Consider the following 19,034-nt stretch of genomic DNA (forward strand, 5'->3'; position numbering starts at 1 on the left):
GGACATGGACACCATGCCTGAAGCGACAGGACATGGAGATAAATGCGGCGCCCGCAAACGCGACGGCTCTGGTGCAACCTGCCGGCACCCGGCCGGCTGGGGCACCGACCACGTCGGCATCGGGCACTGCCGCAAACACGGAGGCAACACCCCCAACCACGTCACCGCCGCCCGCGCGGAAGAGGCACGCCGCGCGGTCGCCACCTACGGTCTGCCTCGCACCATCGACCCCGCAGCCGCGCTCTTGGAGGAGGTGCATCGCACCGCTGGGCATGTCACCTGGCTCGGCGAGAAGGTCGCCGAGCTCGCCGAGGACGACCTGGTATGGGGCGTCACCGAGGAAGTCGACAAGGCATCGGGGGAGTTCCCCGGCACCGACATGACCAGAGCGGCGAAGCCGAACGCGTGGCTGGTGCTCTACCAGCAGGAACGCAAGCACCTGGTGGATGTGTCCGCTGCGGCGATACGAGCGGGTGTGGATGCCGCGCTGGTCCGCATGACCGAGCAGCAAGGGGTGCTGCTCGCTGGCGTGATCTCACGGGTGCTGGCGCGGCTGGAGTTGTCGCCGGAGCAGCGAGCACTGGTTGGCGTGGTGGTACCGGAAGAACTACGGGCGGCGGTGGGGTCCTGATGGGCGGGTCAGCTGGTGACGTGGGTCCTTGCAGAGGATGCCGCAGAGGTTCTCCCATGCCGATCGCGGCCGGCCGCTGGATGCCCGAGCGCCGCCTCGCCCTGACCCGCACCCCGCTCTGCCTACACCCCCGTTAAGGACGGCTGCGGCTCCCGGCCTGCCACCAGGGAGCCGCACATAACCCGTCCGCCGTCATCACCCAAAAGATCACGGTCTGTCCTCATGCTACCTGGGGGGAGACCCGATATGCCCTACTACCTGCACAGCGACCCCGCAGCCGACGACGGGTACTGGCGCAACGCAGGCCTCACCGAGTGCGCCCGCGGCGACCAGTGCACCGACCCCCGCCTCCTTGCCGTCGACGGCACCACGCGCCGGGCCCCCGCGCTCACCCCGCGAGTGTTCTGCGCCGCCGACGAGGCCGTCATCGCTCAGGTCCTGGCGGTACTCCCCGCACGCTGGCGCGATGTCCACGCCGAGCTCGGCACCAAGAGGCAGTCCTCCGGCCCCAAGGTCGCCGTCTCCAAGACCGCGCCGATCCCACTCTCCGAGAACGCCGACGAGTTGCTCCGCGACATCGTCGCCATCCTCACCTCCTGGGAGGAGCGCGTCGCCGCCGTGGCGCGGCTGCACATCGACACCGACGCCTCGCGCCGGCGCCGGGCGCACATCGCCGTCGACGCCGCCGCCCGCACTCTCACCAAGCACCTCGCCGTGCTCCTGGCGCTCCCGGCCGAACCCATGATGCGCGCCGTGTCGCTGACCACCGCGGCGACCCTCCCGCGCGGCACCCGCGGCCTGGTCCGCGAGGCGGCCGGTTACGCCGAGGTCTTCCTCGACCTGTCCGGCGCCGACGCCGGCCTCGAGGTCCTACAGCTGCTCCGCCGCTGCCGCCGCCTTCTCGGCGAGACGCCACCGCCCGTGCGGCGACTCGACGGTGTCGCCTGCGGCGGGTGCGGGTTCTCCGAGCTACGCGAAGTCCTCGATGACGACGGCGTCATGGCTGGTGCCCGCTGCTGGGAGTGCGGCACCGACTACACCACGATGACCTACAACGAGCTCGTCGACGAGCAGAGGGCGGCCGCAACCCGGGCTGGCTGCCGACGACGTGGCCTCGCTCGCGCCGACAACGACGATGTTCTCAGTCGTCGAGCCTGACCTGCGCCACGGCATGCTACTGACCGTAGGCAGCATTGATGAGAGTTCCGTCGAGGGCCTCTGCGATCCGCGCGCCGTAATAGTGATCAGGGCAGTCGACTATCCAATTGTCGCCGACGACCGACCACAAGTCGGTGTAGCCGGGCTGCTGAGCTCTCGATAGCGCCACGGCGGTCTCGGCAACCGACTCTTGACGCTGATCGACGGAGTCGAAGATGACGACCGTCGCTGTCATAGAGGGTTCGGAGCTTCTCGTGAACTCCAGCCTGCACGTCGCCATCTTGCGTTCTGGATGATCAGCCGGAGTGAAAATGGGAGTCTGTTCAGCGCAGACGAGCCCGTGGTCCTTCATGACGGCCATCACGTCGTACGGGCTGAGATACCCAGAAGGCCGAATCTCTACTGGCGTTGGGTTTGCCGCGGTGACGAACATGGAGATCACGAAGCCGAATAGCACCACGGAGCCTAGGACCGCGGCACCAACGGCTGCGGTCATAACCCACGATGTGCCGCCCTCTTGCTCCACCCCGTCAGCGGAGTACAAGGGATTCGGCTGAGGGGTGTCCATTGGTGGTTCCCTTCGAAGCGGCGGAGCGGTCGTGAGCGAGAGCTGGACCGATCGTGTGCCCTATCGTCCATTCGAAGACGCTCGGGGTCACGATCTGGATCACGTCGATGAGGAAGTACTGACTTGGCGTTTGACCCAGCGGCGTGTTATAAATCGCCTTGATTGTGGAACTGCCAGCCCTCGAACGGGAAACCGTCGAGGGCTTTCTGCTTGCCGGGGGGGTGCTCGGCGTGCAGGAACCCCCGATCCGTGAGCCCATCACCATCGCCGCGGCCGCTGCGCGGCTCGGCCGGCCCGAGCCCACGGTCCGCGTCTGGGCATCCCGCCACCACGCCCTCAAGCTGCGTAAACGTGGCAAGACGGCCTGGTACGACTGGCACGATTTGAAGACCATCTCCCGCCAGCTCGACCGCGGCGAACCGGTCCCGCAGACCCCCGAGGAGCGTGACGCGCTGCGCGCGCAGCTGCGCGCCGCCCGCGCGTCCGCCCTTCCATAGACGGCGTGCCGCCTGCCCCGCAGCGGCGCGCCCCGCTGCGCTGGTCCGCACGCCCGCCGACTGGCGCAGCCCCACCCGGTACGGCCCGGCCCGTTCTGTATAGGGCCGCAGAGGGCCGGGCCGTACCACCGCCGGCCCTGGAGAACCACGTGGAAGACAAGCTCAACGACATCGAACGGGACAACCTGCGCAAGGCCGTCGCCAAGCTCCTGCGGTTCACGATGTGGATAGGCGCCGCAGCCGTCGCCTGCACGGCGGCCGCCATCTGGTTCAGCGACTGGCGCCTCGCTGGTATCGCCGGGCTGGCCTGGCTCGGCGTTCTGGCGCTGTACCTGCTCATGTGCTTCATGTCCCATCCGGACAACGAAGCAACGCTGGCCAAGCACATCCGGACGGCTGAGCGGGCGAAGAAGGCGAAGGAAGAGCAGCGCCGCCGCCACGTTGAGGATCTGGAGCGGGACCTGTTCGGCGCGGAGAGCTGAGCGCGGTGCGCGGACGTTTGACCGCCGCGGACGTCGCCGAGGTCGCCGAGTGGGTCCGCCGGTGGCGCGGGCTGGACCTGCCCGTCACGGTCGAGGCCGGGCCGGTGATCGTCCTGTATCAGGGCAACGGCCGGCTCCTGGAGTTCGGCGCCGACGCCATACGACGTCTTGTCCCAGTCAGGAAGAGGTGACCCGTGGCCGGCGGTCTTCGGAGCATGCCCGCGCCTGAGGGGCCCGCCCTCGTGTACGTCACTCAGGGAGCGGGCGCCACGACCGTGGTCCTCGACCGCGCCGACCTATCCGTGCTGGCTCCGCGTGAGCGCGCCATCTGCCGCGCGCTGCTGACGCATGTGCTCAACGGCCTGGACGCCCTCGAAGAGCCACGGGAACGCCTGGTGATCGACACCTACCACCAGGAGCTCAAGCACAGCATCGCCGCGGAGACTGCGGAGGCGCTGGGGTATCTCACCAGGCGTGCATGATCTTCGACCCGGCAGTCTGCGTGTCCACGGAATCACGCGTGGCCGGCCGGGTTGAGAGGATCGGCCGCCGTGGCGATCCGGTCCTATGGCGGAGTAGAGCAGTTGGTAGCTCGTCGGCCCCATAAGTCGAAGGTCCTCGGTTCGAATCCGAGCTCCGCTACGAAGGGCGCCGCGTGGGAACCCCACGCCCCCGTGGCGCCCTGATCCACCGTGCCCCCGTACCCGCCGATTCCCCATGGAGGCCCCCATGCCGGCGAACCACAACCGGAAGCGTACGATCCGCGCGCTGATGGCCGAGACAGGCTTGAAGTACACGGCGGCCGCTCGCGAGTTCGACCGGCGGCAGGCGGAATCGCAGGCCGCGGAGGCGACTGCTGAAGAGCCCATGGCCTCCACCGGTGCTCCGCTGTTCCTTTTCGACCCCAACGAGCGGGGCGAACCGGGCAACGCGTACTGCGCAGAGTTCTATGCGAACCCCTTCCACGGTGAGTTCCTGGCGTGGGCCAGGAGCAACGGCATCGATCCGACGAACTCCTCCCGGCTCGAGGTGTATGAAGGCGACTCGGGGTTGTTCGCCAAGGTCACCGTGTACGACCTCGACGACAAGGGCGTTAAGTTCGTGGTCCCTGGTACCGAGGACTTCTCCAAGCACGTGGCGACGATCCCTCTGTCGTCCATGCCTCCTCGGCCGGGGTGCACCGATGAGTGACAGGCCGCGCTGCTGCGCCTGCCGCACCGGCAGCACAACGATCTGCCAGTGTGGCGCCAGATGGCGGCAACTGGCAGCAGGCAGCAGCGGCCTGGTCCCTCTGCTCCCGCTCGGGTCGGTGCAGTAGGTTCTTGGGGCGGTCCTGGTGGCAGGACGACCGGTCAAATCGCTGCGCCGCCAGGACCGCACCTGACCCTCTCGAATGCACGTTCGAAGTTCTGGGTACGCTCACCTGCATGGAGGAGCGTCCACCACCCGTCTGGCTGCCGTCACTCGGCCACGGCGCTCACCTGCTCGCCTGGCTGCTGCACCACAACGACTGGTGGGCTCATCTGGCGGTGATCCAGACCGTCCCGCCAGGCGGATTCGGCCAGCAGGACACGTTCTATTCGTGGGAGCTCTGCGCGCACGCCGCGATGGTCCAGCCACGCGAAGGCTGGGACTACACGCGCGTGCCGCGACTCCGCGCCTGACGTCTCGGCTGCCCCGTACGTGCCCCTCCGGCTGATGGCCGGCTGCGTCTTACGGGCCGCGTTGGCGTCGCGGTGTAGGGCGGGGAACTAGCCAGCCCGCAGCGGCGGGGCGGCCGAGCATACCTTCACCAGCGTCAAGGCCTCGCGGCCACCAACCACCAGGGAGGCCGCCGTGACCGACTACAAGCTCTGGCCCGCCACCAACGGCCCCGACACCGCCGCCTCGGACTCGGCGGTCACGGCAGGCGTGGAATGGCGCACCACACGAAACGACCTGTATCTCAAGGGCTACAGGTACTACCGAGGCACCACGGCGGTCCGCGGAACCGACGTGGCGACGTGGAACCACGACACCACCAGCATGATCACCGGCAGCCAGACAGCGTTCACCACACCCACCGCCACCGGGTGGCAGGAAGCTCTCCTCACCACGCCGTACCCGGCTGTCGCCTCCGGCGTGAAATACGTGAGCGGCGTCCTGTTCACCGACCCAGGAGATACCGCTAACTGCCACTACACGGCCACCACGGGTTACTGGAGCTCAGGCGCAGGCACCAGCGGCATCGGCGACACCAACCTGTCGGCCCCCGGCATCAACGACTCCGCCGGCGGCCAGGGCAAGTTCGTGGCGGGCTCCACGCTGGCCAGGCCGGTCACCAACGCCAACGGGATCAACTTCTGGGTCGAACCCATCTTGAGCGACTCCGATGGCAGCGGCGGAGGAGGAGACCCGGAGGAGACCGGCACCGTCAGCGCCCAGCTCGTCGGCACCGCGCTCCCAGACGCGTTCGCCGGGCTCATCGACTGGGAGAACGGCACGATCGTCGCCACCCTCCACACCGCCGCCTGGACTCCCGACATCACCACCCTGTCGCGGGTCTCGGGCCTGGCCAACGAGGTCGTGACGGGCCATGGATACGTCCAAGGGACCGGACAGGTGCTCACAGGCAAGTCTTCGACGTTCGTGTCGGCCGCCTCCCTCACCGCGCGCGCCAACTCCACCGCCTATGCCGTGGGCGACCTGGTCAGGCCGGCCTCCTCCAACGGCCACGTCTACCGGTGCATCGCCGCCGGCACCTCCGCATCCAGTGCCCCGACTTGGCCGACCACCCCGCTCACCACGGTGACCGACGGCACGGTGACCTGGATCGAGTGCGGCCGCGGTGTGGCCATCCTGGACTGCGACCCCATCGAGTTCGGCGGCATCACCGGTGAGGCGTTGTACCTGGTGCTCTCCGACCGCACCGCCAGCGGCGCGGCCAACCAGCCGGTCATCCTGCTGGTGCAGTTCGAGCAGGCCGAGTCCGGAACCACGCAGTTCGACTACCATCCCCCTGCCGGTGGGCTCGTGCACTTCCCGGTCTTCTGATGCCGCACAAGCTGATCGTCGGCTCGCGTGTCGGGCGACTGCCGCCCGCGTCGCCCACTGCGGCCACGACGGGGCCGGAGGCGTGGCCAGGGTGGACAGGTTCGTTCGCGCAGACGATCGTAGGTGGGCCGGACATCATCATCGATGAGAGCGGCACCGAGGATGAGCACCTGGTCATCTCCGGGTTGCACCTGATCGGCCCGACCATCCACACCGCGCCAGGCGTGCAGTGGGTGGACATCGTCGGGTGCTGGGTCGAGGGCTGGCAGCCGTCGCTGGGAGGCATCAACCTCTCCCACGCCGACAACAGCAACTGCTCCATCCAGTACTGCCGAATCGCGGCCAGGAGCGACCAGGACGGCACGCCGGAGTCCTACGACGGGATGCGCCTGAACTACGGCATCCGCGTCTTCTCCGACGACGTGCTCATCGCGCACAACGAGATCCACTGGACCCCGGACGCCATCCAGATCGCCGGGTCTCGGAACACGATCACGGGCAACTACTGCCACGACACCACCTACTGGGACAATGACCAGGGCGGCGTGGGCGCCTCGCCCGGCGGCGACCACAACAACGGGTTACTCCACAACGGGGGCGTCGTCTCAGACCTGGTCATCACGGGCAACACCTTCGTCCTCGACCGCCAAGGCGCCGGCATGCCACAGACGGGCGCACTGTCGCTCCAGCAGAGCGCAGAGTTCCCCGGCCAGTACACCAACATCCTGATCGAGGGCAACCTCATCGCCGGCGGCGGCTACGGCTTGTACGCGGGCTATGAGCCGTCCAAGCCCGGCAACTCGTCCGCGACCGGTTTCGTCGTGAGGAACAACAGGTTCTCCACCAGGTACTTCCAGGACTGCGGATTCTTCGGGCACACGACCGGTGCGCAGCCTTGGGGCGTGGACGGCAACGTGTGGGAGGGGAACCGGTGGGCTGAGGGCGTCCGCGACGGCCAGCTCGTGCCGCCCCCGTAGGGAGGCGACGCCGTGGCCGTCATCCGTCAGTCCGCCCCCGCGCTCGCGGTGACCATCACCCCCGACGCCGGCCTGGAGGCCCAGTCCATCACGATCTTCGGGTGGCCGGCGCTGGCCCTGGCGATGGGCCCGCCCGGCTCGATGGAGACCGCGGGCAGCGAACAGGTCGCCGCGATCGTCCGGCAGTCCGCGCCCGCGCTGGCGTTGCCCGTGGGCGGTCTCGGCAGGCTGCTGACGGGCGGCGTGCCGTCTGCGGCCGCGATCATCCGCCAGAGCGCACCTGCCTTCGCGCTCGTCCTGGGCGGCGCCGGGACGCTTCTGGCCCAGGGCACGCCCAAGGCGCGGGCCGTGATCCGGCAGAGCGCGCCGGCGCTGGCGCTCGCGTTGCCGGGCCGCGCGGGGAGCTTGGACGTGCTGACCCCGCCGCCGCTGGACATCCGGATCGTGATCGGGCGGCCGCGGTCCCGGTGGGCTGCAGGCCAGGTCTGGACGTGACAGGAGCGGGGGTGCGCTGTGCTGCAAAAGCGCATCCCCGCCTCGTCGACGGAGTTCCTCCACCTGGACTTCGACGTGGCGCCCGGCAACATCACCACGCTGCCCGTGCAGATGGCGATCACGGTGTACCCGCGGGGGCCGGTGAGCGGGGACTGGGTGGATGCCGCCTGGACTCCCGGGGCGGCGCCGCCGGCGTCTCGCATCCTCATCGGCCCGGATTCAGCTCGCCCGCTAGCGCGGGCGACGTATTGCGTGTGGGGGCGGGTGACGGCGGCACCGGAGCTGCCGGTGGTGGAGGCGCCGTGGGTGCTGACGGTTACGTGAGTCAAGCTGAGGTTTCGTAAGGGTCGATTACTTTTGGGAATACCCATTCCCGTTGGTTAGCGAAGATCGCGTGGGAGGGCCGTTCATGACGACCCTCACCGCTTGGGAGGCCGCGGCCCGCATGTTCGAGCCGCCGGTGCACCGCTGGGCCACCCCCGGCGAGCTCGCCGCCGCGATCGACCCCACCACGGTCCAGACCGAAGCCCTCCACCTCATCGACCAGGCGCTCGTCGACGTCGCCGAAGGCCGCTGCGACCGGCTCATCGTCACGGTGCCGCCCCAAGAGGGAAAAGCACCCGGGTCACCACAGTCGGTCCCCTGTGGATGCTGACCCGCAACCCGGACCTGCGCATCGCAATCGCCTGCTACGCCCAGGACCTGGCCGATGAGTTCGGCCGCAACATCCGCAACCACATCACCGGCAACGACGGCACCGACGGCAGCCTCGACCTTGGCCTGCGCATCGCCCCCGACAACGGCGCCGCCCGCCGCTGGCGCATCGCCGGCCGCCGCGGCGGCGTCCGCGCCGTCGGCCTCACCGCCGGCCTCACCGGCAAACCCGCCGACGCGATCTTCATCGACGACCCGATCGCCGACCTCATCCAGGCCAACTCCGCCGCCTGGCGCGAGGTCGTCTGGGGCTTCTGGACAGCCGTCGCCAACACCCGCCTGGCCCCCGGCGCGCCCGTGGTAGTGATCTTGACTCGCTGGCATGAGGACGACCTCGTCGGCCGGCTCCTGGCCGCCGAGGACGCCCACCGCTGGCGCGTGATCAACATCCCCGCGCAGGCCGACCACGACCCGGCCAAGGGCGAGACCGACCCGCTCGGCCGCGAGCCCGGCGAATATCTCAACTCCGCGCGCGGCCGCACCGTCGAGCAGTGGGAGCAGATCCGCGTCGCTGTCGGCTCCCGGGTCTGGAACGCCCTCTACCAGGGGCGGCCCACGGCACCCGAGGGTGACCTGTTCGAACGCGGCTGGTGGCGCGAGTACACCTCGCCGCGGTGGATCGTCCGCGACGACGGCTCCTACTGGGCGATCAACCCCGACGAGGTCATCCAGTCCTGGGACATGGCCTTCAAGGACACCGACAGCAGCGACTGGGTCGTCGGCCAGGTCTGGGCCCGCTGGGGCCTGCAGGTCTACCTGCTCGACCAGGTCCGCGACCGGATGACCTTCGTCGAGACCCGCAAGGCGGTCCGCCGCCTGGCCGTCAAGTGGCCCCAGGCCACGCTGAAGCTCGTGGAGGACAAGGCCAACGGCCCCGCCGTAATCAACAGCCTCAGCAACACGGTGGCCGGGCTCATCCCCGAGGAACCCCACGGCAGCAAGTACGCGCGGGCCGCCGCGGTCTCCCCCTTCGCCGAGGCCGGGCAGGTCTTCCTCCCGGCCCCCGAGCTCGCCCCGTGGGTCGGCGACTTCATCGAAGAACACGCCTCCTTTCCCAACGGCCGCCACGACGACCAGGTCGACGGCACCTCTCAGGCCATCAACCGGCTCCTGCTGGCCCCGCTACTCGCCGGCACCCTCATCGTCGAGGCCGACGAGCTCGACAGCGAGCTGGACGACTACGAGATCAGCCCGATCTGACCATGCGGGGAGGTGACCGTGGGTTTCACCGACACCGTGCGTGAACGCGTTGGTCTTCCCCTCCGGGAGACGTTCGCGCGCTGGACAGGCCACACCGAGCTGGCCGAGCAGCTGCGGCAGGAGCGCGAGAACGCCGCGTTCTTCCGCGAGAGCCTGTCCGAGCTCGAAAACCGGATGCGCGAGCCCGGCTATGTCCACCTCACCGCGCTCGCCGAGCGGGAGTTCTCCCGCGAGGGCCTGGCCGACATCACCGCGGTGGTCCGGGTCATGGCGATCAAGAACCCGTTGATCAAGCGGGGGCTGGCTCTGCGCGCCTCCTACGTGTGGGGCCAGGGCGTGCAGGTCACGGCCCGGGCCGCGGGGCAGCGCGACCGGCAGGGCCGCCGCCTGCAGGACGTCAACACCGTCATCCAAGGCTTCCTCGACGACCCGGGCAACCGCCGTGCGTTCTCCTCCCAGCAGGCCCGCCAGGAGCTGGAGCGCGCCCTCGGTACCGACGGCAACCTGTTCTTCCCCCTGTTCACCAGCCCGCGGACCGGGCGGGTGCAGATCCGCACGGTGCCGTGGGACGAGATCGTCGAGGTCATCACCAACCCCGAGGACTCCAGCGAGCCCTGGTACTACCGGCGCGAGTACTGGATCGACCGGCGCGACATCGAATCCGGCGGCGTGATCACCGAGCGCCGCTCGGCGATCTACCCGGCGCTCGGGTACCGGCCCAAGATCCGGCCGCGCCGCATCGCCACCGTCACCGGCGGCAAGGCCGACGTCATGTGGGACGCCCCGATCCTGCACGTCAGCGTCAACCGGCCCCTGGGCTCCCGGTGGGGCATCCCCGACGCCTACGCCGCGGTGGACTGGGCCAACGCCTACCGGGAGTTCCTGACCGACTGGGCCCGGCTGGTCAAGTCCTTGAGCCGGTTCGCCTGGCGCTTCACCAGCAAGGGCAGCAAGCAGGCCGCCGCGCGAGCCCGGCTCGCCGCCGCCCCGGCCCGCGACACCGTCACCGGCGACCCGCAGTACGCCGGCGCGACCGCGCTCGGCACCCCCGACATGGTCTTGGAGGCCATCCCCAAGTCCGGCGCCACCATCGACAGCGACTCCGGCCGGCCGCTGGCGGCGATGACCGCCGCAGCGCTCGACGTCCCGGTCACCATGCTGCTCGGCGACCCCGGGCAGACCGGCGCCCGCGCGGTCGCCGAGACCCTCGACCAGCCGACCGAGCTGGCCATGCAGATGCGCCGCGAGCTGTGGACCGACGTCCAGCGCACCATCTACGACTACGTGATCGACCAGTCGGTCAAGGCGCCCATGGGCATGCTCAAGGGCGCCGTCACCGTGGACGAGGACGGCCAGGAGGTCGTCACGCTGCGCGGCGTGACCGAGCGCACCATCGACATCGTCTGGCCCGACCTGGACGACGTCGACCAGGGCCAGCTCATCAAGGCCATCGTCGAGGCCGACTCCACCCAGTACCTGCCTCCGCTGATCGTGCTGAGGCAGTTGCTGCAGGCGCTGAAGGTCAGAGACGTGGACGAGATCCTGGCGCGCGTGACCGACGACAACGGAGAGTTCGTCGCGCCGAAGGCCAACGCCGGCCAGCAGGCGGTGGACCGGTTCCGCCGCGGTGAGGACCCCGCGGCCGCGTTCGGCGGCGGTGACTCCCCGCCGGCGCGGCCCGACCAGCCGCGCCGCGACGAGCGCCGGCCACCCCGTGGGGAGAAGGACCCGGTGTCGGTATGACCTTGCACCTCATCCCGGCGGCCGACGCGGGTGAGCACACCGCGTCGGGGACATGCCCCTGCGGGCCCCGCGCGCGGACGGTGCGGCATGAGGGCGGGCGTCGCGTGGCCGTCGTCCACGGGCCCCTCGGGCGGGACGGGGGCGGGCGTGGCGATCACCGAGCGGACCCTGCGACTGGTCCGGGAGATGCGGGCCAACCTCGACAAGATCGTTGATGAGCAGACCCGGGCCACCACCCGGGCGTGGGTCCGCGCGTGGGACGAGCTCATCGACGCCTTCAACGCCGCGGCTGATGCGCTCATCGCCGCAGCGACCGGCGGCCGGTGGCCCTCCCGGCGCGAGGTGACCCGCTCCCAGCGGGTGCAGCGCGCCCTGGACCTGGCCGCGCGCAGCCTCGGCGACCTTGCCCTCAAGGCCAGCAACGACGTCGCCCAAGCCGCCTGGCAGGCGGTGCATCTGGCGGTCGAGGGCACCGACCCGATCTTGCTGTCGCAGATGCCGGGCAGCCCCCGTGCCCGGGCCGGTATCCGGTTCGGCCGGATCGACGAGCGCGCGGTCGGGTGGATCGTGCAGCGCACCACCGAGCAGATCAACGCGCGGCACTGGCCGCTGGCAGCTGATGCCACTGAGGCGATGCGCCGGGAACTCGTCCGCGGCGTGGTCCTCGGGAGCAACCCGCGCGAGGCGGCCCGGCGCATGGTCGATCGGTGCGAGGGCGAGTTCAACGGCGGCTTGGCCAGAGCGACCAACATCGCCAGGACCGAGATCCTCGACGCGCACCGCGCCGGCGCTCAGGCCGCCCAGGACGCCAACGCCGCCACGCTCGCCGGGTGGGTGTGGACGGCCAAACTGGACGCCCGGTCATGTGCGAGCTGCTGGGCCCAGCACGGCCAGCTTCATCCCCTCGATGAGCCGGGGCCGCTGGATCACCAGTCCGGCAGATGCGCGCGCACCCCGAAGACCAAGAGCTGGCGCGAACTCGGTATCGACCTCGATGAGCCGGACGACGTGATCCCCGACGCCCGGGCCGTCTTCGACGCACTATCCCGCAGCGAGCAGTTGGCGATCCTCGGCCCGGCCCGGCTCGGCATGCTGGAGGACGGTGAAATCTCCTGGGACGATCTGTCCACCCGCCGGAGCGTCGACGGGTGGCGGGATAGCTACAACGTCACGCCACTCAGGGATCTGGGAGCAGACCGCGGTCCTGCCGGCACGCTGCCCGAGCCTCACACGCGGCTGACCCCCGACACACTGCCCGCCACCGATCAACAAGACACCCGGGCACCGCGCCCCGAGCCCAAGCCGGGCTCCCCGGCCAACTCCTCACGTCCGGGCATCGGTGCCCTCATTCCCACAGACGCCGACGACGCCGCGGCCCGCGAGACAGACATTCGGGCTGCCGTCACCCAGCACATCGAGGGCACCTACGCGGGGTTCACCGCCACGGTGAGTGCCGTCCGGGTTATGCCAAACCGTCTGATCATCAGCGGCACCTTCCATCGCGCGGATGCCGAGCTTGGCGAGTTCATCCGGTCGTTGCATCGCGACAGCGATGGCACGTTGTGGGCCAAGCACGGGCTGCTGGAACTCCAGCCCGACGCACAGGGCCAAGGCCTGGCCGCCGCGTTCAATCGCCACCTGCTGGAGTGGTACGTCGACTCGGGGGTCGACCGTGTGGAGCTGCTGGCGAACATCGACGTGGGCGGATATGCATGGGCGCGCGCCGGGTACGACTGGGCCGCTGAGAGCTCGGCGCGCCGGTGCCTGAACCGCCTCGAGCAGGTCCTGGACCGGGCCCGGTATGACCTGGCCGATGCGCAGTCCAGCGGAGACGACGCGCAGGCAGCGGAGCTGGTGACGCAACTTCAGATGGAGATCGGCGATGCCGAGCAGATTCTGGAGCGGGGCCGTACTGTGGAGTTCGGCGCCGACGATTTCCCGACGCCGTACGAGATAAGCCAGGCCGGGCGCCGGTCAGGCCGCACGAGGTGGATCGGAAAACAGGCGATGCTCGGCACGACATGGCAGGCGGTGCGATGGCTCCGGTGAGGCCGAGCGCGGCACGCATCGCGCGTCTTGCCGCCCTCGCCGCCGCCCACGACGCCTGGGTGGCGGAGCGCCTCCCTGGCGCCGAGTTCCGTCCCGAGGGACGGCGCCCCGGATCGGACTACAACCAGCACTACCTGGATGTGAACCCGTCGGCCGACGCCGAGGACGACTTCCAGCGTCGCGCCCGCCAGGCCATGGGCCTGGACCCGCAGACCGGCCGCCGCCCCTCCTAAACCGCGGCGTACGCCGTACGTCAGCACACCCCCAGCCCCGAGCAGGTCTGGCTCGGGGCTTTCGCATTCCCGCACTTGCCCCACTGGAGACTCGCCATGAGCGGCCCAGATGTGTTCACCCTGCTCGCGATCATCTTGTTCGGCACCGCCGCCGTCGTGGCCGGCATCCGTAAGTCGTGGGTCGCCGCGCTTGTCTGCGCCGCCGCGGTGTGCCTGCTGCTTGTCGGCGCGCCCATCATCCGCTCCTGAGCCACTCTCACAGCGAGGACTGACCATGCCCGACCGGCAGCTCTTGGCCGAGGCCACGGCCAGCCTCGGCACCATCCGGCAGACCCAGCCCGGCACCGGCCGCTTCCGTGCGCTGCTCATCCGCGAGGGCTGGGGCAGCAGCGGCTACTACAGCGAGGCCCTGCTCCGGCGGGACGGCGCGAAGACGTGGCCCGCCGGCACGCAGATGTACCTGGACCACCCCTCGGTCAGTGAGTCCGCTGAGCGGCCCGAGCGGTCGGTGCGCGACCTGGCCTCGGTCACGCTCACCGACGCGCAGTGGGACCCGGCCCTGCGCGGTCTGGTCGCCGAGGTTCAGGTGTTCCCCCAGTGGCGGGACTTGCTGAACGAGGAGTTCGCGCGCGCGATCGGCCTGTCGATCCGCGCCGCGGGCACGGTGGAGTACGGCGAGGCCGAAGGACGTCAGGGTCCCCTGGTCGCGAGCCTGGATGACGGCGTCTCGGTCGACTGGGTGACCAAGGCGGGCGCCGGCGGCCGCGTGCTGGAGCTGATCGAGTCCGCGCGCGGCTCCCTGGCCGAGGGCCGGCACTCGGCGGGCTGGGACGAGGACAAACATCCGCGGGCGTCGGATGGCCGGTTCGGTAGCAAGGCCGGCGTCCACTCTGGAGGCGGCGACTCCGGTGGCGGCCGGTCGCATGGCGGCTCCTCCAGGGGCGGTTCGGGCGGCCGTCACGCGGCCGGGAGCGGGTCTTCGGGCGGCGGGGACCCCAGCAGCGGCCGGTCGGCCGGGAGCGGCGCACGGCGTAGCGACAGCTCTGATGGTGATCGCGCCAAGGACAGCCGCTCCTACTCGGCGAAGACCAGCAGGGGTTCCGCAGAGGTCACCAACCACCGTGACGGCAGCGCAACCGTCCGAATCGGCGACTCCAGCATCGACGTTGACCAGGACGAATACAAGGACCTGGCAGGCGGCTTGGCCGCTTTGGCGATGGTGAAGGCAGGCGTCACGTCATCGGGCCGGTCCTTCACCGTCGGCAAAGACCGGCCCATCCCCACAGACGCCGGTGACGAGCCTCTCGCGATTGTGAAGCGCACCGACTCCGACACCTTCCAGGTGCATCTGCGCCCCCGAAAAGGAGCGACCCGCGACGAGATCCTGGCCTCCCCCGGCACAGAGATATCCGGGAATGATGGCGACCGCATCTCCTCTGCCATGAGGCAGTACGAGCTCGAACGCGCGCAGGAGGAGAAGGCGGCCAAGGCCGCGGAGCGTGCGGAGAACGTCCGCGCCAACCGCACCGACCCTGAGGCGGCCCGGCGGCGCGCCACCAGCAGGCAGCCCACGCCCACCGACTCCGACGAGCGGGGCATGCCCAACACGATCGCCCGGCGCGAGGTGACCGCCACCGGCGGCCGGAAGATCACCGTGCACCGCGAAGAGGGGGACGACTACACCCACCTGTCCAGCGACGACGGCCGGTCCTTCGCCCTGACCGGCGACGAGATAACCGAGATCGACGACCGGATCGGCACGGCCGACGACGACAGGCTGGAGAGGGGCGAGCACGACCCGCTCATCGACGAGGATGGTTTCACCTTCGGCCGCATCACCAAAACCGGCTCCCGGTCCTATGACGTCGAGATCGACGGCCAGCCCGCCTTCACACTCAGCACCAGGGACGCTGAGAAGATCCGAGAAGCCCATGAGTCGCTCGTCGGGACCCGGCGTTTCAACACCTCCACGGGGAAGATTGATCTGTTCCCCGCCGGTGGCGGCAAGCTGGGCCTGCGCCACCTCGGCGATGACGGACGCCCCGTGGAGACGGTGTTCAACGCTCAGTCCAAGGAGCGGCTCGACCACGCCGTCGATGTCATTTTCGAGGGCTTCGACGAAGAGGACACCAGTCCCGACGCCCCTGACGCCGGTGTCACCAGCACGGAGTTCCAGTCCAATGTGGGGCCGGTACGGGTCGAGATCACCGACGGCGAGTGGGGCGAGCCCGGCGCCAAGCTGTGGATCACCCCCGTTACCGGCGACGCCTGGGGCGCAGTCATCGATGCCCCCAACATGGACGACTTCACATCGGCCCTGAGCGACCTGATGGAAGCCCGCACGGCAGGCCGGCCTGCGGGGCGCACCCTTCTGAATGAGAGAGCGATGAGCGAGACCATCTCCACCAAGCCCTGGTCTGGCTTCTCCGCCGCGGACTACTCCATTGAGCAGTGGCGCAAGGCGTGCCTGATCGGGCCGGCGGAGGCCTCCGACAGCAAGGGCGACTACTCCCTGCCGGTCCGCGAGCCGGACGGCACGCTGAACCGCAACGCCGTGCACGCCGCGGCCGCCCGGATCGGGCAGGTCAAGGCGGATACGGGTGCCAAGAGCTCCGCCGCGAAGACGTTGGCCGCCCTCTACCGCCAGCTGGATGAGGACCCGCCCGAATCTCTCGCCGCGCTCGCCGAACCTCAGACCAAGCCGGCGAAGGAGGCCGCGTCTGACCGGCACGCCGAGCTGGTCGAGGGTGGCGGCAGCATCGGCGCCTACCTCGAGTCGCGCATCCACGCCGTGTTCACCCAGCTCACCGACGACATGTACGGCGAAGGCCACCTCACCCGGGACGAACGCATCGCCCTGTCCAGCGCGATCGGCGATGGGCTGAAGGCCTTCGTCGCGCGCGTCGAGGCCGACCAGCCGGGCCTGTACCGGCGCGGCCTCTACGACACCCTCCAGGACGCGCCCGCCATGGTGTCGGAGACCTCCGGCGCCACGCTGCCCGCACCCGCCGAGGCGGCCCCCGCCGCAGCCTCCCAGCCCGTCGACGCGCCGCCGGCGGCCGTCGAGGAGTCCACCCCACCGGGCACCCCGCCCGTCCCCACAGAACAGATCAAGGAGAGCGAGATGCCCGAGCTCACCGAAGAGCTGCAGCGCCAGCTGGCCGAAGCCGCCACGCTGGGCAGCAAGCTCGAGGAGGCCATGGCCCTGCTCGGCACGGCCACCACCCAGCTCCAGGCCCTCACCGAGCGCGCTGACGCCGCCGACGCCCGTGCGGACGCCGCCGACGCCAAGGCACTGCGCCTGGAGAACGACAAGGCCGCCCGTACCGCGGTCGCCGAGGCGCTGCAAAACAGCACGCTGCCCGCCCGTTGCCACGCCCGGGTCACCGAGTCGGTGTGCCGCGCGTTGCCCACGCTCGAGAGCGGCGAGCTGGACACCGCGGCGCTGAGCGAGTCCATCACCGCGGCGATCGACGCCGAGAACAGCTACGCCGCCGGACTGCTGGAGGACAGCGGGGCCGGGCAGGTCCGCGGCCTGGGCGAGAGCAAGCCGCTCGCCACCGAACCGCTCAGTGAGTCCGACTTCGAGACCGGCCTGGCCGAGCAGTTCGCCCGGCTCGGCCTGACCAGCGACGCCGCCAAGGCCGCGGCCGCAGGAAGGCGGTAACCACCCGATGGCCACCAACACCGAGCACATGTGGACCAAGAGCCTCAGCGTGCCGTGCACCGCGCCGACCACACCGAACTCCGGGGACCCCGTGCTGTACGGGCAGCTCCCCGGTGTCGCGCTCATCGACGAGCAGGCCGACGGCCTCACCACCATCGCCCTGGACGGCGTGTTCCGGCTGCCGGTCAAGGGCGAGACCACGACCAACGCCGCGGTGAACGCCGGCGACATCCTCTACTACGACTCGGGTGTGATCAACAAGGACTCCAGCAACGGCGTGCGCTTCGGGTACGCGCTGGACGCCGTCGCCTCCGGGGCCACCACCACCATCGGCGTCCTCGTCGGCTACTAGGAGAACCACTTCCATGACGCTCACCACCGACTCCGGCACCTCGCTCGGTCTGGTCGACTCCTACACCGGCGGCACCGAGCACGCCGCCACCTCCCGCATCTACGCCAGCGAGGGCCGCCGGATCACCCGCCGCACCCAGGACCCGCGCTACCAGCGCGACCTGACCGAGGCGCTCAGGCTCTACGAGCGGGTCCTGGGCGGCAATCGGCGCGCCGCCCTGGACTTCCAGGAATCCATGTCCCGCTCGGACTTCCAGTTCCTGTTCGGCGACGTCATCGACCGCCAACTGCTGGCCTTCTACAACACGATGCCCGTCAACTGGGACATCACCGCCCGCCGCGGCCGCGTCCGCGACTTTCGCACCGTCAAGCGGTTCACCCTGGACGGTGGCCGCGGCGTGCTGTCGGAGGTCGGCGAGCTCGCCCCGTACAAGGCCCGCGCGGTCGTCGACGGCGCCTACGAGTACTCGGTCAAGAAGTACGGCGCGGAGATCCCGATCTCATGGGAGACCGTCGTCAACGACGACCTGGACGCCCTGTCGGACCTGCCCAGCACGCTCGGCCTGGCCGCGCGGCGCACCGAGGAACGGTTCGCCACCGCCCTGTACGCCAGCAGCTCGGGCCCGAACTCGACGTTCTTCTCCAACGCCCACAAGAACGTGATCAACCCCACCGTCGGCGGCGCCGGGGTCACCGTCACCAACCCCGCGCTGTCGGTGTCGGCGCTGCAGGTCGCCATGCAGATCATGGGCCAGCAGGTCGACTCCGACGGCGGCCCGATCTACGTGCAGTCGGTGGTGCTGGAGGTGCCTCCGGCGCTGGAGGTCGTGGCCAACAACATCGTCAACTCCACCGAGATCCTGTCGGCCAGCGGCGGCGGTGACGGCACCGGCAACGACCAGCTGCGCGTCCAGAACTGGATGCGCAACCGTGTCACCGTCCGCGTCAACCCCTGGCTCCCGCTGATCGACACCACCACCGGCAACTCCGCGTGGTACCTGTTCGCCTCCCCCAGCTCGGGCCGCCCGGCGATGGAGGTCGGCTTCCTGATCGGCCACGAGACCCCCGAGCTGTGGATGAAGTCCCCCGACGCGGTTCGTGTCGGCGGCGGCCCGGTCGCACCGGAGGAGGGCGACTTCGAGCACGACGGCATCCGCTACCGCGTCCGCCACGTCCTGGGCGGCACGCCGATGGACCACAAGATGGCGATCGCCTCCACCGGCACCAGCTCCTGAC

The 19,034-nt window shown here is 70.0% G+C and carries 22 protein-coding genes and 1 tRNA gene; 22 read left to right on the plus strand and 1 reads right to left on the minus strand.

Going from position 1 to position 19,034, the window contains the following annotated elements; genetic code table 11:
• Window positions 1–4: 4 nt before the first annotated feature.
• A complete protein-coding gene (locus BJ982_RS18795; protein ID WP_203959303.1) occupies window positions 5–631 on the plus strand; it encodes a hypothetical protein in 627 nt (208 codons plus the stop codon).
• 246 nt (window positions 632–877) lie between these two features.
• Window positions 878–1,789 (plus strand): hypothetical protein, encoded by a 912-nt coding sequence (locus tag BJ982_RS18800; RefSeq protein ID WP_184881814.1) that lies wholly within the window; start codon window positions 878–880, stop codon window positions 1,787–1,789.
• Between the two features lie 16 nt (window positions 1,790–1,805).
• Here the strand turns inward: BJ982_RS18800 and BJ982_RS18805 are convergent, their stop codons facing one another.
• A complete protein-coding gene (locus BJ982_RS18805) occupies window positions 1,806–2,357 on the minus strand; it encodes a hypothetical protein (RefSeq protein WP_184881816.1) in 552 nt (183 codons plus the stop codon).
• Between the two features lie 158 nt (window positions 2,358–2,515).
• On the opposite strand from BJ982_RS18805, the gene BJ982_RS18810 reads away from it, so the two are divergent.
• From BJ982_RS18810 to BJ982_RS18900, 20 genes are all read left to right on the plus strand, one after another.
• Entirely contained in the window at window positions 2,516–2,854 is a 339-nt protein-coding gene (locus tag BJ982_RS18810; protein WP_184881818.1) for a hypothetical protein, read from the plus strand.
• 149 nt (window positions 2,855–3,003) lie between these two features.
• Window positions 3,004–3,336 (plus strand): hypothetical protein, encoded by a 333-nt coding sequence (locus tag BJ982_RS18815; RefSeq protein WP_184881820.1) that lies wholly within the window; start codon window positions 3,004–3,006, stop codon window positions 3,334–3,336.
• Window positions 3,337–3,341: 5 nt separating this feature from the next.
• Window positions 3,342–3,527, plus strand: a complete 186-nt coding sequence (locus tag BJ982_RS18820; protein WP_184881823.1) for a hypothetical protein — start codon at window positions 3,342–3,344, stop codon at window positions 3,525–3,527.
• Between the two features lie 24 nt (window positions 3,528–3,551).
• Window positions 3,552–3,818 carry a hypothetical protein gene (locus tag BJ982_RS18825; protein WP_184881825.1) on the plus strand — a complete coding sequence of 89 codons (267 nt, stop codon included), beginning with the start codon at window positions 3,552–3,554 and terminating at the stop codon, window positions 3,816–3,818.
• An 87-nt stretch (window positions 3,819–3,905) separates the two neighbouring features.
• Window positions 3,906–3,978: transfer RNA gene (locus BJ982_RS18830), tRNA-Met, on the plus strand.
• Between the two features lie 87 nt (window positions 3,979–4,065).
• The gene (locus BJ982_RS18835; protein WP_184881827.1) at window positions 4,066–4,527 is read left to right on the plus strand and encodes a hypothetical protein; all 462 of its coding nucleotides are present in this window, start codon (window positions 4,066–4,068) and stop codon (window positions 4,525–4,527) included.
• A gap of 236 nt (window positions 4,528–4,763) precedes the next feature.
• Window positions 4,764–5,000 (plus strand): hypothetical protein, encoded by a 237-nt coding sequence (locus BJ982_RS18840; protein WP_184881828.1) that lies wholly within the window; start codon window positions 4,764–4,766, stop codon window positions 4,998–5,000.
• A 172-nt stretch (window positions 5,001–5,172) separates the two neighbouring features.
• Entirely contained in the window at window positions 5,173–6,369 is a 1,197-nt protein-coding gene (locus BJ982_RS18845; protein ID WP_184881830.1) for a DUF4082 domain-containing protein, read from the plus strand.
• Window positions 6,369–7,346, plus strand: a complete 978-nt coding sequence (locus BJ982_RS18850) for a right-handed parallel beta-helix repeat-containing protein (RefSeq protein ID WP_184881832.1) — start codon at window positions 6,369–6,371, stop codon at window positions 7,344–7,346. The genes BJ982_RS18845 and BJ982_RS18850 overlap by 1 nt, the downstream gene beginning before the upstream one ends.
• Before the next feature lie 12 nt (window positions 7,347–7,358).
• Window positions 7,359–7,841 (plus strand): hypothetical protein, encoded by a 483-nt coding sequence (locus BJ982_RS18855; RefSeq protein ID WP_184881834.1) that lies wholly within the window; start codon window positions 7,359–7,361, stop codon window positions 7,839–7,841.
• Between the two features lie 18 nt (window positions 7,842–7,859).
• Window positions 7,860–8,165, plus strand: a complete 306-nt coding sequence (locus BJ982_RS18860) for a hypothetical protein (protein ID WP_184881836.1) — start codon at window positions 7,860–7,862, stop codon at window positions 8,163–8,165.
• A gap of 85 nt (window positions 8,166–8,250) precedes the next feature.
• Window positions 8,251–8,496 carry a hypothetical protein gene (locus BJ982_RS38560; protein ID WP_203959302.1) on the plus strand — a complete coding sequence of 82 codons (246 nt, stop codon included), beginning with the start codon at window positions 8,251–8,253 and terminating at the stop codon, window positions 8,494–8,496.
• Window positions 8,490–9,755 (plus strand): phage terminase large subunit, encoded by a 1,266-nt coding sequence (terL, locus tag BJ982_RS18865; protein WP_203959301.1) that lies wholly within the window; start codon window positions 8,490–8,492, stop codon window positions 9,753–9,755. The genes BJ982_RS38560 and terL overlap by 7 nt, the downstream gene beginning before the upstream one ends.
• An 18-nt stretch (window positions 9,756–9,773) precedes the next feature.
• On the plus strand, window positions 9,774–11,498 hold the full coding sequence (locus BJ982_RS18870; protein ID WP_184881838.1) for a hypothetical protein: 1,725 nt from the start codon (window positions 9,774–9,776) through the stop codon (window positions 11,496–11,498).
• 147 nt (window positions 11,499–11,645) lie between these two features.
• Window positions 11,646–13,547 (plus strand): phage minor head protein, encoded by a 1,902-nt coding sequence (locus BJ982_RS18875; RefSeq protein ID WP_184881840.1) that lies wholly within the window; start codon window positions 11,646–11,648, stop codon window positions 13,545–13,547.
• Entirely contained in the window at window positions 13,535–13,780 is a 246-nt protein-coding gene (locus BJ982_RS18880; protein ID WP_203959300.1) for a hypothetical protein, read from the plus strand. The genes BJ982_RS18875 and BJ982_RS18880 overlap by 13 nt, the downstream gene beginning before the upstream one ends.
• Window positions 13,781–13,876: 96 nt before the next feature.
• Window positions 13,877–14,029 (plus strand): hypothetical protein, encoded by a 153-nt coding sequence (locus BJ982_RS18885; RefSeq protein ID WP_184881843.1) that lies wholly within the window; start codon window positions 13,877–13,879, stop codon window positions 14,027–14,029.
• A gap of 25 nt (window positions 14,030–14,054) precedes the next feature.
• On the plus strand, window positions 14,055–17,447 hold the full coding sequence (locus tag BJ982_RS18890) for a hypothetical protein (RefSeq protein ID WP_184881845.1): 3,393 nt from the start codon (window positions 14,055–14,057) through the stop codon (window positions 17,445–17,447).
• A gap of 7 nt (window positions 17,448–17,454) precedes the next feature.
• Window positions 17,455–17,799 (plus strand): DUF2190 family protein, encoded by a 345-nt coding sequence (locus BJ982_RS18895; protein ID WP_184881847.1) that lies wholly within the window; start codon window positions 17,455–17,457, stop codon window positions 17,797–17,799.
• A 13-nt stretch (window positions 17,800–17,812) separates the two neighbouring features.
• Window positions 17,813–19,033, plus strand: coding sequence for a phage major capsid protein (locus BJ982_RS18900; RefSeq protein ID WP_184881849.1), 1,221 nt, complete (start codon window positions 17,813–17,815; stop codon window positions 19,031–19,033).
• Window position 19,034 lies beyond the last annotated feature (1 nt).

This window comes from Sphaerisporangium siamense, assembly GCF_014205275.1.
Taxonomy (GTDB): Bacteria; Actinomycetota; Actinomycetes; order Streptosporangiales; family Streptosporangiaceae; genus Sphaerisporangium; species Sphaerisporangium siamense.